13 protein-coding genes are annotated in these 13,534 nt (G+C 60.9%); 9 read left to right on the forward strand and 4 right to left on the reverse strand.

Annotation, left to right across the window (positions count from 1 at the left end; genetic code table 11):
* The first annotated feature begins 15 nt into the window (after positions 1-15).
* The 3 genes from ftsH (at position 16) to E4O86_RS00105 (ending at position 4,695) form a co-directional block, all read left to right on the forward strand.
* Positions 16-1,851 carry an ATP-dependent zinc metalloprotease FtsH gene (ftsH, locus tag E4O86_RS00095; protein ID WP_205520527.1) on the forward strand — a complete coding sequence of 612 codons (1,836 nt, stop codon included), beginning with the start codon at positions 16-18 and terminating at the stop codon, positions 1,849-1,851.
* Entirely contained in the window at positions 1,848-2,654 is an 807-nt protein-coding gene (locus tag E4O86_RS00100; protein ID WP_161138483.1) for an ATP-binding protein, read from the forward strand. Before ftsH ends, E4O86_RS00100 begins: the two co-directional genes overlap by 4 nt.
* A 220-nt stretch (positions 2,655-2,874) precedes the next feature.
* Positions 2,875-4,695, forward strand: coding sequence for a cation:proton antiporter domain-containing protein (locus tag E4O86_RS00105; protein ID WP_161138484.1), 1,821 nt, complete (start codon positions 2,875-2,877; stop codon positions 4,693-4,695).
* 37 nt (positions 4,696-4,732) lie between these two features.
* Here the strand turns inward: E4O86_RS00105 and E4O86_RS00110 are convergent, their stop codons facing one another.
* Together E4O86_RS00110 and E4O86_RS00115 are read right to left on the reverse strand one after the other, a co-directional pair.
* Positions 4,733-5,392, reverse strand: coding sequence for a helix-turn-helix domain-containing protein (locus E4O86_RS00110; RefSeq protein WP_161138485.1), 660 nt, complete (start codon positions 5,390-5,392; stop codon positions 4,733-4,735).
* 321 nt (positions 5,393-5,713) lie between these two features.
* Entirely contained in the window at positions 5,714-6,805 is a 1,092-nt protein-coding gene (locus E4O86_RS00115) for a LuxR C-terminal-related transcriptional regulator (protein WP_161138486.1), read from the reverse strand.
* A gap of 222 nt (positions 6,806-7,027) precedes the next feature.
* Between E4O86_RS00115 and E4O86_RS00120 the strand changes: the two genes are divergently transcribed.
* The 4 genes from E4O86_RS00120 (at position 7,028) to E4O86_RS00135 (ending at position 8,941) form a co-directional block, all read left to right on the forward strand.
* Positions 7,028-7,351 carry a hypothetical protein gene (locus E4O86_RS00120; protein WP_205520530.1) on the forward strand — a complete coding sequence of 108 codons (324 nt, stop codon included), beginning with the start codon at positions 7,028-7,030 and terminating at the stop codon, positions 7,349-7,351.
* 241 nt (positions 7,352-7,592) lie between these two features.
* On the forward strand, positions 7,593-8,033 hold the full coding sequence (locus tag E4O86_RS00125) for an Hsp20/alpha crystallin family protein (RefSeq protein ID WP_161138487.1): 441 nt from the start codon (positions 7,593-7,595) through the stop codon (positions 8,031-8,033).
* A gap of 11 nt (positions 8,034-8,044) precedes the next feature.
* The gene (locus E4O86_RS00130; protein ID WP_161138488.1) at positions 8,045-8,428 is read left to right on the forward strand and encodes an Hsp20/alpha crystallin family protein; all 384 of its coding nucleotides are present in this window, start codon (positions 8,045-8,047) and stop codon (positions 8,426-8,428) included.
* 9 nt (positions 8,429-8,437) lie between these two features.
* The gene (locus E4O86_RS00135; RefSeq protein ID WP_129608313.1) at positions 8,438-8,941 is read left to right on the forward strand and encodes an Hsp20/alpha crystallin family protein; all 504 of its coding nucleotides are present in this window, start codon (positions 8,438-8,440) and stop codon (positions 8,939-8,941) included.
* A 230-nt stretch (positions 8,942-9,171) separates the two neighbouring features.
* On the opposite strand, the gene E4O86_RS00140 is transcribed toward E4O86_RS00135, so the two are convergent.
* Together E4O86_RS00140 and E4O86_RS00145 are read right to left on the reverse strand one after the other, a co-directional pair.
* Entirely contained in the window at positions 9,172-10,002 is an 831-nt protein-coding gene (locus tag E4O86_RS00140; protein ID WP_161138489.1) for an aldo/keto reductase, read from the reverse strand.
* Between the two features lie 293 nt (positions 10,003-10,295).
* Positions 10,296-11,336 (reverse strand): zinc-dependent alcohol dehydrogenase family protein, encoded by a 1,041-nt coding sequence (locus E4O86_RS00145; protein WP_161138490.1) that lies wholly within the window; start codon positions 11,334-11,336, stop codon positions 10,296-10,298.
* Between the two features lie 516 nt (positions 11,337-11,852).
* Here E4O86_RS00145 and E4O86_RS00150 point away from each other — a divergent pair.
* Together E4O86_RS00150 and E4O86_RS00155 are read left to right on the forward strand one after the other, a co-directional pair.
* Positions 11,853-12,689: a universal stress protein gene (locus tag E4O86_RS00150; RefSeq protein WP_161138491.1), complete on the forward strand. Its 837-nt coding sequence runs from the start codon at positions 11,853-11,855 to the stop codon at positions 12,687-12,689.
* Between the two features lie 75 nt (positions 12,690-12,764).
* Entirely contained in the window at positions 12,765-13,469 is a 705-nt protein-coding gene (locus E4O86_RS00155) for a hypothetical protein (RefSeq protein WP_246206017.1), read from the forward strand.
* Positions 13,470-13,534 lie beyond the last annotated feature (65 nt).

The raw sequence follows: 13,534 nt of genomic DNA on the forward strand, positions 1-13,534 counted from the left end.
CTGGAGAAGGCGGCGATGGAAATGGACAAGAAAACTCAGTTCAACATCTGGTACTGGATCGCGGCATTCTTCTTCCTGATGGCGTTTCAGTATGTGTTCACGACGGCCACGCAGGTGGCGCAGATTCCTTACAGTCAATTCGAGAGCTATCTGCGGGACGGGAGGATCGCCGAGGTGGCCGTGTCGGACCGCTTCATTCAAGGGCGGTTCAAAGAGCCCGTCGAGGGCCGGTCGATGTTCATCACGACGCGGGTTGAGCCGGACCTTGCCCGCGATTTGCAGCAGCACGGCGTCGTCGTCAGCGGCCAGATCGAAAGTACCTTCCTGCGCGACCTCCTGTCTTGGGTCATCCCCGTGGTGCTCTTCATCGGCATCTGGATGTTCATGCTCAAGAGAATGGGCGGGGGCATCGGCGGCGGACTGATGCAAATCGGTAAGTCGAAGGCGAAGGTCTATGTCGAAAAAGATACGGGCGTGACATTCGATGATGTCGCTGGCGTCGACGAGGCAAAGGACGAGCTGAAGGAGATCGTCGACTTCCTCAAGGACCCGCAGGGTTATGGCCGGCTCGGCGGCCGTATGCCCAAGGGCGTCCTCCTCGTCGGCCCACCCGGCACCGGAAAGACGCTGCTGGCCAAGGCCGTCGCCGGCGAGGCCGGCGTCCCCTTCTTCTCGATCTCAGGGTCCGAGTTCGTCGAGATGTTCGTCGGCGTCGGCGCAGCCCGCGTGCGCGACCTGTTCGAGCAGGCCCGCGCCAAGGCGCCAGCGATTATCTTCATTGACGAACTTGATGCGCTCGGCCGAGCTCGCGGCATCGGGCCGCTTGTAGGCGGTCACGATGAGAAGGAGCAGACGCTCAATCAGCTCCTCGTCGAGCTGGACGGATTCGATTCGTCGACAGGCCTCGTACTGCTGGCCGCGACCAACCGCCCCGAGATTCTCGACCCGGCGCTGCTGCGAGCCGGCCGCTTCGACCGTCAGGTCCTGGTCGACCGGCCCGACAAGACTGGTCGCATCCAGATCCTGAACGTTCATCTGAAGAAGGCGAAGCTCGCGCCAGAGGTGGACGCGGAGAAAATTGCTGCGCTCACCCCGGGCTTCACGGGCGCCGACCTCGCGAACCTCGTCAACGAGGCGACGCTGCTGGCGACGCGCCGCAAGGCCGACGCCGTCACGATGGAGGACTTCAACAACGCGGTCGAGCGCATCGTGGCGGGGCTGGAAAAGCGTAACCGTCTGCTCAACCCGAAGGAGCGCGAGATCGTCGCCTTTCACGAGACGGGCCATGCGCTGGTGGCCATGGCGCTGCCCGGCGTTGATCCGGTCCACAAGGTCTCCATCATCCCGCGCGGCGTCGGCGCGCTCGGCTACACGATCCAGCGGCCGACGGAGGATCGCTTTCTGATGACCCGGGAGGAACTGGAAAACAAGATGGCGGTGTTGCTCGGCGGACGCGCTGCGGAACGGATCATATTCGGGCATCTTTCGACGGGAGCCGCAGACGATCTCGCCAAGGTTACCGATATCGCACGCGCCATTGTCACGCGATATGGCATGACGGACCGGCTCGGCCACGTCGCGCTGGAGAAGGACCGCCGCTCGTACCTTGCTACGGACCAGCCCTACTACGGTCCGCAGGAGCGTGCCTATTCCGAGGAGACCGCCTCAGCGATCGATGAAGAGGTGAAGCGCATCGTGGACGAAACTTTCGAGAGGACCGTCGGACTTCTGCGCGAGCGCAGAGATGCATTGGAGCGGATCGCCCGAAAGCTCCTGGAAAAGGAGACGCTCGACGAAAAGGAGCTCGCCGCGCTGGCCAGGATGAAACCAGTAGCAGCGGCCAACGCATGACGGAAGGCCTCTTTACCAACTTGGGAGACGCATCTGCTGAGTGCGCAGACGAACAGCGTCTGCGCGAACTACAAAAGCTGGAGGCGCTGGGCAGACTTGCGGCCGGCATCGCTCATGACTTTAGAAATCTCATCATGGTCGTCCAGGCCGGCCTTCGGCTGATCGGCACAAAGCTGCGGGAGGGAGCGCCAGCGGCCGATGTGGACGCGCTCATTCACGAGATCATGCAGCGCACGCAGAATGCCCAGGCGCTCACCGGACATCTGTTGGCATTCTCGCGCAATCAGGTCCTGGCGCCAAAGATCGTGAACGTCAACGAACGAATTGCGTCGATAGCATCCATTCTCGGCCAGACGTTAGGCAGGGGTATCGGCATTCGGACCGTATTGAATGAGGACGTCGGACTCGTGGAGGTCGATGCCGATCAGCTCGATGTCGCGCTGCTGAACCTCGCGGTCAACGGGCGGGATGCCATGAATGGGTGCGGCACGCTGACGATCGAGACGAGCGTGGCAGCGGACGGGAGCGAGCCCGAGGACCAGCCGGGTTTCATCCGCGTCACGGTCAAGGACACAGGGATCGGCATGGACGCCGAGACGAAGGCCAGAGCGTTCGAACCTTTCTTTACCCGCAAAGGCGACGTCAACGGCACAGGTCTCGGATTGAGCCAGGTGTATGGCTTCGTCGTACAGTCGGGTGGCCAAGTCCGCATCGATAGCGAATTGGGAACTGGGACCCAGGTGCATTTGTACTTACCACGGCGCGCGCGAGGCCACGACGCAGATCGAAGCGTGACCGTGTAAGGGGGCCGGTCAAGACGGCCCGCCAGATCACATCGTAGAGCGCGATGAACCGCAGCCGGCGCTGGTCGGGCCTGCCTCTTTCACCTCCGCTACCCACGCGAAGGGGCCGCGACGAGGCAGCGTCCATTGCAAGTCAGGAGGATTCTGTCGTTCATCAATTCGATTTTCGTGTTGGAATGCTTACCTTTCTTTCGTGATGGCCAACTGATCGCACAACACCATGCCGCATCACCAAACCGAGCTTATCGCAATGCTGGCCCTCGGGGTGGTGCTTGCCTTCGGGCTGGGACTGATTGCACGATTCCTGCGCCTGCCGCCTCTGATTGGCTATTTGCTGGCCGGGATTGCAATCGGTCCGAACACGCCCGGGTTTATCGGCGATGTGGGGTTGGCGGGCCAAATCTCCGAACTTGGTGTCATCCTTCTGATGTTCGGGGTTGGGCTGCATTTCTCCCTTAACGATCTCCTCGTCGTTCGTCGGATCGCAGTTCCAGGCGCAATCATCCAAATCGCTGGCGCCACGGCCATGGGTACTGTCCTGACAAAGGCGTGGGGATGGGACCTGAGCGCTGGGTTGGTGTTCGGACTTGCGCTTTCGGTTGCAAGCACTGTTGTGCTGCTGCGCGCGCTCGATGAGATGAACCTGCTCGACTCTGCCAACGGACGCATTGCAGTCGGTTGGCTGGTTGTCGAGGACATTGCCATGGTCCTGGCGCTGGTGGTGCTGCCGGCTTTCGCTGTGCCGGCCGGGACGAATGATCCAGGCGCGGTAGGCCAGGCGGGAGCAACGAATCTCGGGTTCGCGATCGGGCTGACGCTGGCTAAGGTGGGCGCGTTCACGGCGCTCGTGCTGGTGGTCGGCCGGCGCGTCGTACCCTGGCTGCTCAAACAGGCAGCGCGCGCCGGTTCTCGGGAGCTCTTCACGCTGGCCGTCCTGGCGATAGCACTCGGCATTGCCTGTGGATCGGCGGAGTTGTTCGGGGTGTCCTTCGCACTTGGCGCCTTCTTCGCAGGTGTGGTGCTCAGTGAATCCGAATTGAGCCATCGGGCAGCCACCGAGTCTCTGCCGCTGCAGGATGCCTTCGCGGTGCTGTTTTTCGTCTCGGTCGGCATGCTGTTCGACCCCTCTGTCCTCATCCGGGATCCATTGGCAGTGATCGCTGTGGTCTTGGTGATCGTTGTAGGCAAGGCTCTTGCGGCCGCGGCGATTGTGGTCGCACTCGGCTATCCGCTTCCAACCGCTGTGATCGTCTCGGCCGCCTTGGCGCAGATTGGCGAGTTCTCCTTCATACTCGCTGAGTTCGGTGTGTCATTGAGGCTGATGCCAACGGAAGGCCGTGATCTTATCATTGCCGGAGCCTTGCTCTCGATTTCCCTCAACCCGTTTGTATTTGCCGTGGCGAAACTCGCCGAACCACGCCTGGCGAAACTGAGAGCTGGAGCCGGAACGAGTGCGCGCGCGGACCGCTTATCCGGTTTGGATATTGAAGAGCATGAGAGGAAATGGGCGGACCACGTTATTGTTGTTGGTGCCGGTCGGGTGGGGCGAACGGTCGCTGCGGCGCTACGACAAGCAGGGGTGTCGCACATTGTGATCGAGCGCAATCGCCGACGTGCGGAAATATTCCGAGACGAGGGTGCCCCGGTGATACAGGGTGATGCCGCAGCGCCGGGCGTCTTTGAAGCTGCGGGGGCAGAACGCGCTCGCCTTATCGCTATTGCAGTTCCAGACGGCTATGAGGCCAGGCGTGTGCTGGAACGCGCCCGAGAAATAAACGCGCGCGTCGAGATTCTGGTACGCGCGCACAATGATTCAGATCGCTTGTATCTCTTGTCGCATGGCGCGACGCGGGCGATCTTGGGAGAGCACAATGCGGGTCTGGCGATAGCCGAGGCGACCCTCAGCGGGCTTGGTCTAGCGCGTGCGAAGGCAACGGCTACCGTGGATGCGCTACAGCAGGAGCAGGCGAAAACGGCTGATGCTTCTGGCTCTTCCGAGGAGATGCACGGTGCGCCAGAGTTGCGCCCTCACCAGGAGTAGGACAGCCTCTTGCTCACGGGGTCGAGGCGTGCACAAATCAATCTTTACCGCTCCCCGGCCGAATTATGGTGACCTGTCGAGGGCCTTCCAACGATATTGCGCCGCGCTCGCGAAGATCGGTGAACGCCCGGCAAACGGTTTCAGTGGAGAGACCCAGCAGGTCGGCGATATCGTAGCGCGTGATGGGAAGGGCCAGACCATCTTCGCCAGACCGCCCAACTCTGTCCCGGAAATGCACTAGGAACGCCTTCACGCGCTCAGGGGCCGACGTTGTGCTGACAACTAGCATCTGCTGTTCGAGCCTCTCGATTGCTGCAAACGTGCCCATCCGAATGAGTCGGGCGACCGATGGGTCTGAATCCGCAAGAGCCTCCGTCATCCTTCGCGGATAGCAGGCGATCGTTGTTCCTTCCACTATCGCCTGAACCGAAAACCCGTGCTTTTCATTTGACGAGAAGCCAAAGAAGTCTCCGGGCAGGTGGATATCCGCGATCTGCCGGCGCCCATCGCTTCGAATTCGATATTTGCGCGTAGCACCCGAGACAATACGATACCACCAATCACAACGATGATCGCATTCAAAAACGTCTTGATCGCGATGAAAGGTACGCAGAATGCTGATCGAGTGGATGTCCTTCCCGTTTCTACTATTATGCGGTCCAAAATCTGGGTCGGCACATCCTGAGGAACGAAACATTGACACCCCTTTCGAGAACGGCACCGCCCAAGGAAAGGGGGACGGTCGGGGTGAGGATATGAAATGGCACGTGTAAGGGACTATTTGTGGAATCCCCTTATGGGCCTTCTCTCAACGGACAAAAGTGGCTTGTTCGTAGTAGAATTGGAGCTTGGAGCGTTTCGCCGACACGACCGCAAGGCATATGCTGAGCCATTACCCGAACAACGCCAAGGCATGCTGTTTCTCATCTCGACGGGCCGCTTGCGCTGGCGCGCGCTGCGACCGCCCAACCCGATGGCATGGCCATAAGGTCGGCGGTGAACGTCGCCACGGGCGGCGCTATTCCTTCAGACCCGCGAGAACTGCAAGCTTGATCGCCTCAGCGACGGTCTTCACCCCGAGTCGCCGCAACATCCGCGAGCGATGGACTTCGACGGTACGGACACTAATGCCAAGGTCGTGGGCAATTTCCTTGTGCGCCTGGCCATCCGCTAGCCTGACGAGCACCTGCCGTTCGCGCTCGCTGAGGCTCTGCAGGCGCGCAGCCGCTTCCTCCCGTTCATCGGAGATCGCTGGAGACGTTCCGTCCTTCAGTTCGATCGATGTCTTCGAGGTGCTGGAGACCTCCTTGCCAATGATGCCGATCGCGACCGGGCCGGTTGGTGGCAGATCGAGGCGATAGCAATCGAAGAGGAAAGGCCTTGCTTCCTTGGACTTGGTATTGAGAAGCCGGAGCATGCCGGTCCAGTGCCCCTCGGAGAGAAGTCGATGCCACACGCCGTAGCGAAGCTGATCACGGTCGCCGATCGCCAGAAAATCGGCGATATGAAGTTCCGAGGCCTCGCGCATGTCGGCCAGGCCGACGTGCTGTAGGCCGGCCGGGTTCACGAACAGCGGCCGGCCCTGGAGGTTCATGATGCCAATGAAGTCAGAGGAAGCCTCGATGAGCCTTGCGAGATATGCGCTGGGAGCGGTCGTCTCGCGCCGGCGCAGCTCCAGCATGGCCTGGCTTGCGGCCATCCGCTGGAGGAGTGTCTCGACGTCCGTCGGAAAATCCGGTCGTTCCGATGCGACGATAAGGGTTGCCTCTCCATGATTACCGATGGGTGTCGCGTGGACGGTGACCTGATTGCCGCTGACGGGACTGACGATCTTCCCGCCATCGGTGACGGCGCTAAGGAGCGAATTGCGGACTGTGGGAACGAATGCCGGTGGAAGACGCCCGCTGGGACCGTATGCGAGTTCCACCACGACGTGCAGCGTTGCAATCGACACATAAGCAAAGTCGGCACGGAGCGTCTTCACGAGAACCGAGGCGAGGCTTTCGGCGACGGCATCCTCGTCGAGATCCTTCCAGTCCGCCTGAAGGGCGGAGAGGTGGAAGAGATCGTCAAGCGCACGGACCAGGTTCTGTTTTTCCGCCTCAGGCATTCGCGTCTCCGCCGATCCGGGTTATCCGACAGATCCTGCGGATCGGGTCTTGCCTGCTACAACCAGGATCGGATTTCGGCTACAATTCGATTTGTGTTCGTGGCGGCCAGCCCAATCAGCCGCCATGGGCAGTTGTCAGGATCGATGGACAATCTAAATTTGCAGCGGTGGCTATGTTCTGTCCAGACGGAGCGGCGATAGTACGAACCGGAAATTGAGGTCATGAGGTTGGACACGAACGTGACTACGAAGGAGCGACCGATCTACACCGTTCTCGATGACCCCGGGCTAGCTGCCGGGAACGAGATTATCGTGACCATCTTCGACTGGCAGGGAAAGGCCCCTGTGCGGGCCACCCTCGGATGGATAGCGCATGCCCGGAAGGAGGCCGAAGTTGGGCCGGACGAGAGTGACGAGGTCGAAGTCGGTCTCGCACTGGCTCGGGCCCGACACCTTCAGCGGCGCTATGGGTTCCGGAGGATCGTGATCGTGCTCGAGCATGAAGACCTTTGGGATCCGGCTTGGGGCGAACTCGTGCGTCGCTGAGGCCGTATCGACGATCCAGGACGGTCGCCAGAGCTGGATGCGCTAGACCAGCATGTGGGTTGCTGCGCCCGACGGCTCGGCGCCGTGGCGAGCATGGGAATCCCGCCCACGTAGGTCTCGGGCAGCACGCTGGACTGCTGGACCGAAGAGTCCGTCTTTTTCTCTGAAACTGACGGTCATCAGTGCTGACCCCGGAGCTGAGCTGCCATCATACCTGCAACATCAGCAAGGGAGTTCGGTGATGCTCGCTTATCAGGGAAATGCGGGGCGCTGGTTCGATCCGCTCCGCCAAATGCGGCTCATGCAACAGGATATGAATCGCCTGATGGACAGCCTCCGGGCGCCGGCGCCGCCCGAGTTCCCGCTGATAAACATCTGGACGGGTCCCGACGGAGCCGTCATCACCGCGGAGATTCCCGGCGTCTCGCCGGACGACCTCGAAATCACCGTCCACCAGAACACAGTGACGCTTCGTGGTCAGCGCGTGGCCGAGCCGGTCGGCGAAGGCGACATTCTGCATCGTCGCGAGCGCGTTGCCGGTGCCTTCGCGCGCAGCCTGGTGCTGCCGTTTCGGGTGGACGGGGACAAGGCAGCGGCAATGTTTCGGAACGGGCTTCTTCGCCTCGACTTGCCTCGCCCGGAGGCCGATCGCCCCCGCAAGATCACCGTCAGCCGCTCTTAGGGAGAATAGTCATGGCCGATCAGGAAACCAACGGAAGCGTGGCTGCAGAGACCACACGAGATGTTCCGGTCTTTGTACCCCCCACAGATATCATCGAGACCGAGTCCAGTCTGCTTATGGTCCTCGACGTCCCCGGCGCCGATCCGGACAGCCTCGATGTGACGCTCGACAAGCGGGTACTGCGGATCGCAGCCCGCTCGGCGTCAAGCCATCCCGAGGGCTGTACGTTGCAGCACGCGGAGTACCGGGATGGGAACTACGAGCGGAGCTTCGTCATCTCCGAACCTGTCGACGCGGCAAAAATCGAAGCTGTGTTCAAAGACGGCGTTCTGCGGTTGACGCTACCGAAGGCGACGCCTGCGCCCGCCGCCAAGATCCCTGTCAAGGCCGCGTGAGGAAAGACAATGAGGATCACCGATCTTATTCCTTGGCGTACCTCCCGTCGGGACGTGGCCGTGCGAACGGAGCCGGCGGACCCGATCCGCGCATTTCGGCAGGACATCGATCGCGCATTTGAGAATTTCTGGCGGATAATACCGTCTTCATTTCCGGCGCTCGGTCAGTCTGAGTTTGCCGATGTCGTTCGCGTTGATGTCAGCGATAGCGGCAAAGAAGTAACCGTCACGGCCGAATTGCCGGGTCTCACCGAAGACGATGTCAACATCTCCATCGTTGATGGAGAATTGACGATCCGCGGTGAAAAGAGGACCGACCGGCAATCAGAGGACAACGGGCTCATAGTCCACGAGCGAGCCTATGGCGCCTTCGAACGCACCTTGCCGCTACCCGAGGGAGTGGATCCCGACGCGGCCAGCGCGACATTCAAGAACGGTCTACTGACGGTGGTGCTTCCAAAGACAGCCGAGGCCCTTGCCAACGTCAAGCGTATCCCTGTGCAGGCGGGTTGACATCGCCGCTTCTTAGCCCCACCCGCCTTGCCTGCCCGCCATCCTGCCCCCCGGATGGCGGGCATTCCTTTGGGCAGCAAGCCAACATCTCGGTATGATGATCATCCGCGTGTCCAGATCGCCGGAAGTGTCCGCTATCCGTGCAGTGGTTCGTGATCGAGGGTGCAGCTGCTCGATCCCCACCCGTGCCCGCCGGGTCGGCCTACGACGTCGGCCCACCGTCTTCGGGATTATCGATTCCCAATCTGCAGACTAAAGAGCCGGTTGAGTTCAGCCAGATCGGCTGGAGCAAGCCGCAACTCGAGTGCTTCCCGATTATCTTTGACATGCTCTGCGGTTGCAGCCTTCGGAATGGCAACGACACCCTCTTGGCTCAAGATCCAAGCGAGCGCCAGGCGGGCGCGGCTCACCCCGTATCGGTCGGCTATGCGCGCCAGCCTTCCCTCGCGAGCGAGTTGACCTCGCTCGATGGGTGAATGGGCTATGAGTGGAATTCCCCTCTCCCGGCACCAAGGCAGGAGATTGCGCTCAATGCCGCGTCTCATGAGATTGTAGGCGACCTGGTTGGTCTGAACGGATTTTCCCATCGGAACGGCCGCTAAGTCTCGCAAGTCGTCAATACCGAAGTTACTGACCCCCCAGTACCGTATTTTTCCCGCGGCTTTTAGGGTTTCGAAGGCCTCGATGGTTTCGCTCAGCGCGACGTTACCCCGCCAATGAAGCAGATAAAGATCAATCCAGTCCGTGCGGAGACGCTTTAGGCTCCGGTCACAAGACGTCAGGACGCCGAGACGGGAGGAGCGATGCGGATGCACCTTGCTAACGATGAAGACTTTATCGCGCTGACCCGCAGCAGCCTCTCCCACAACCTCCTCAGCGCCTCCGTCTCCATAGGTTTCTGCCGTGTCGATGAGCGTCATATCGAGGTCGATGCCGGTTCGCAGTGCGGCCACCTCTGCTTTGTGCGATTCGCGGTGCTCACCCATCCCGCATGTGCCCTGTCCGAGCAGTGGTATCGTCTCTCCGGCGGGTAAAAGTATCGTCCTCATCGTGGCAGGCATGAGGGTTCCTATTGGGCTTGGCCGCGCTGAACCTTCGGAACAGGTTCTCGGAGGCGGGCTGATTGATCGTGCGGACCACGCGACTTTGTGGGAATCCCTTATCGTAAAATCCCGTATGGGCCGTTGGGGTGGTCCCGCCTGAAAGCCCGGCCGACCGATCGTCCTGTCGACCCCGGCGAGACCAAGCAGGTAGGCAGCCCTATCCGGCACCAACCGCCGAAAGCTCGCCGCTTTGCCAGCGCCCACCGGCAGCCGAGGATCCGCGATGGGGCCGCCCTGAATGATGGCGCCCGCTAGTCCGCCTCGATGATGACCTTGAGCGCTCGCGTATCTGATGCTTTCGAGAAGGTCCCGTAAGCGTCGAGAATGGCATCGAGCTTGAAGCGGTGAGTGATCAGCTTTTTCGGATCGATTTTCCCGGATCGCACGGTCTTCAGCAGCATCGGTGTGGTGACCGTGTCGACCAGGCGCGTAGTGATGGCGATATTGTGCGACCAAAGCTTTTCAAGATGAAGGTCAGCCTTAACACCATGAACGCCGATGTTGGCGATGACGCCGCCCGCGGCGACGATCTCCTGGCACAGCTCGAATGTTGCGGGGATGCCGACGGCCTCGATGGTTGTATCCACCCCCTTGTTCTCTGTCAGTTGGAGAAGCTGCCGCTTTGCCTCCTCTCCGGTGGCCTTGACCGTCTTTGTCGCACCGAAACGCTTCGCGGCCTCGAGCCGGTTCTCGTCGAGATCGATCACGATCAGTTCTGCAGGTGAGTAGAACTGCGCCGTCAGCAGAGCTGCCAGGCCGACAGGCCCCGCGCCGACGATCGCCACGGAAGCACCCGGCTGGACTTTGCCATTGAGCACGCCGCATTCAAAGCCGGTCGGCAAGATATCGCTTAGCATTACCAGTGCATCTTCATCGGTGCCGTCCGGGATAGGATAGAGGCTGGTGTCAGCGTGAGGAATGCGGACGTACTCGGCCTGCGTGCCATCAATGGTGTTGCCGAGAATCCAGCCACCGGTTGTGCAGTGGGAATACATGCCGCGCCGGCAATATTCGCACTTGCCGCAGGAGGAGATGCAGGAAATCAGGACATGGTCGCCCTTCTTGAATTGCGTCACTCCTGCGCCCGCTTGCTCGACGACGCCTACGCCCTCATGCCCGAGGACGCGCCCAGGCGCGCAGGGGGGAACGTCACCTTTGAGGATATGCAGGTCAGTGCCGCAGATGGTGGTTTTCGCCACCCTGACGATGGCGTCGGTCGGATTCTGGACGGCCGGAATATCACGCTCCTGGAGCGATTTCTTGCCGGGCCCTTCAAAGATGAGAGCTTTCATTGTTTTCTCCGTCGCTGACGATCGGTGGGACGTGCAGTAATCACTAGATCAGCACCACGATTGGCCCTGCACTGACGTTTGTCAGTGTCGCGAGGACGCGCCTGCGTACGCGCCAAATGAGCGTGATAATTGCGCCCGGCACTGCCGGGGCGCGTCAGCCTCTGTGATCGGGGTGCAATTCACGATCGTCACGCTGGGCCACGCCTCAAAGCTGGCTCTGACGCAGATACGGCTCGTTCGAGAGCTCCGGTACCGCGCCACTTCCGGTGACTTTTTGTGTCGGATTGAGAGCCGCTTTTCGACGGTGGCCTAAGGACAAGATGCTTAACCGGTGAGCCGGTTGTTCGAAGCCGGTGCCGTTCGCCTCCTGACAACTGCGTCGCACCCTGGCAATCACAAATGTTGAGCAACGCTGACGAGCGTCAGTGAACGGCCAGCCGCGGGCCCTCATCCTACTAGGATGATCCGGACCTTGAATTCAAGAGGTCGGTCGTGGTCGCGCCTTAGGAGGAGAGCATGATTAAGGTGTTGGTGGTCAGACTCGACGGAACGGGCGGAGACGATTTCAGGCTCGCGGCCACGGAAAGTCTGGCGAAATTGTTCAATGCCCATGTGATTGGATTGATAATTAACGTTTTGCCCGACCCAACCATCGTCGACAGCGTGGTCAACGTGAACGAGTGGTCCCGACTTCTCGATCAGGCACAGACGGCAGGAAGAGAGTTCGAGGACAAGATCAAGAACCGCCTGAAAGGCCTAGCGTCGTCATCCGAAGTGCGTCGAATCGATGCGTACGCCCATGAGCAGGCGCGTCTCACGGCACGGGAATGCCGGACGGCAGACGCCCTCGTCGGTCTTCGCCTCAGCGATGAGGATGATGCGATTGAACTGCACGACGTGGTGGAGGAAACCCTGTTCGAGGCGGGAAGGCACATCTTCCTCGTGGCTGATCAGAGGAGCTTCGACGAGGGTTTTCAGCATGCGGTGATTGCCTGGAACGGCAGCCGCGAAGCAACACGGGCGGTAGCCGAGGCATTGCCGTATCTTGAGAAATCGAAAGCAGTCACTGTGCTCCGCATCGGCGGGGAAGGCGAGTCAATTCTGACCGCGACGCAGGATGATAGACTCGTTGCTTATCTTCGACGACACGGCATCAGCGCCGCGCTGGAGCGGGTTGCGAGGAAGGGGCTTGGCAACGTCGCGACGGCGCTGGCGGACGAAGTGGTTGCGCGCAAGGGTGACCTGCTTATCATGGGCGGCTACGGCCATTCCCGGTTGCGGGAATGGTTGCTCGGGGGAGCGACGTACCAGCTCCTTCGCAAGTCGCCAGTGTCGCTCGTCATGGCGCATTGAAATGCTGTCCATTGGTTTCTGGGAATGAGCCGGCGCGTAGCGGTCTCTGCCGGCCGCTGCGAAGGATCGATGATCATGACGAATCCAGACGACGAGGGGATTCTTGAGACGCGGAAGGTCCGTGAAGTGGCCGGCATATTTCATAGGAAAGACACTCTCGAGGATGCAATCGAAGCCCTCTTGCATGCAGGTTTCGACCGAGCGGATATTGACATCATGGGTGAGCTCGAAGCGGTCAGGCGCTGTCTGGGCATGCTCTACATTCCGCCGGAGGAGATCGCCGATGTGCCGGGGACCCCGCGTCGGGCGTTTGTCGCCCGAGACGATCTCGCAACGGCGACCGCCGGCGTGGCGGGAATCCTCTTCTATGTTGGCGCTACGGCGGCCGTGATGTCCGTCGTCGCTTCCGGCGGAAGTCTCGCAGTGATCGCCGCAGCCGCAATGGCAGCCGGGACGGTCGGAGCGGGCATCGGCACTGCTGCAGTTCGACTGCTTGGCAACAAGCAGGCGGAGGAGCTCGAGCTTCAGCTCATGTCTGGCGGCATTGTGCTCTGGGTGCGTGCCCGTACCGCGGAGAAGGAAGCGGAAGCACAGGAGATTCTGGCAAAATTCGGTGCCGAAGCGATCCGGGTACATGAGATTGATATCGTGAAGCGGTTGGAAGACGTGCCTCTTGCGAACGTTCAGCCGGACCCGTGGCTGGAAAGAGACGCGCACACCGGAAGTTACGACCGCAAGAGATCGGGCCTCTCTACGGGGCTTGCGGCAAGGTGGCTTTAGTTTCGGGTCCGCACAACCAACCGACTGAAAACCGCCCGTGCTGGAGCGCGGCGCGTACACCGCTG

This window comes from Propylenella binzhouense, from assembly GCF_009866965.1.
Taxonomy (GTDB): domain Bacteria; phylum Pseudomonadota; class Alphaproteobacteria; order Rhizobiales; family Afifellaceae; genus Propylenella; species Propylenella binzhouense.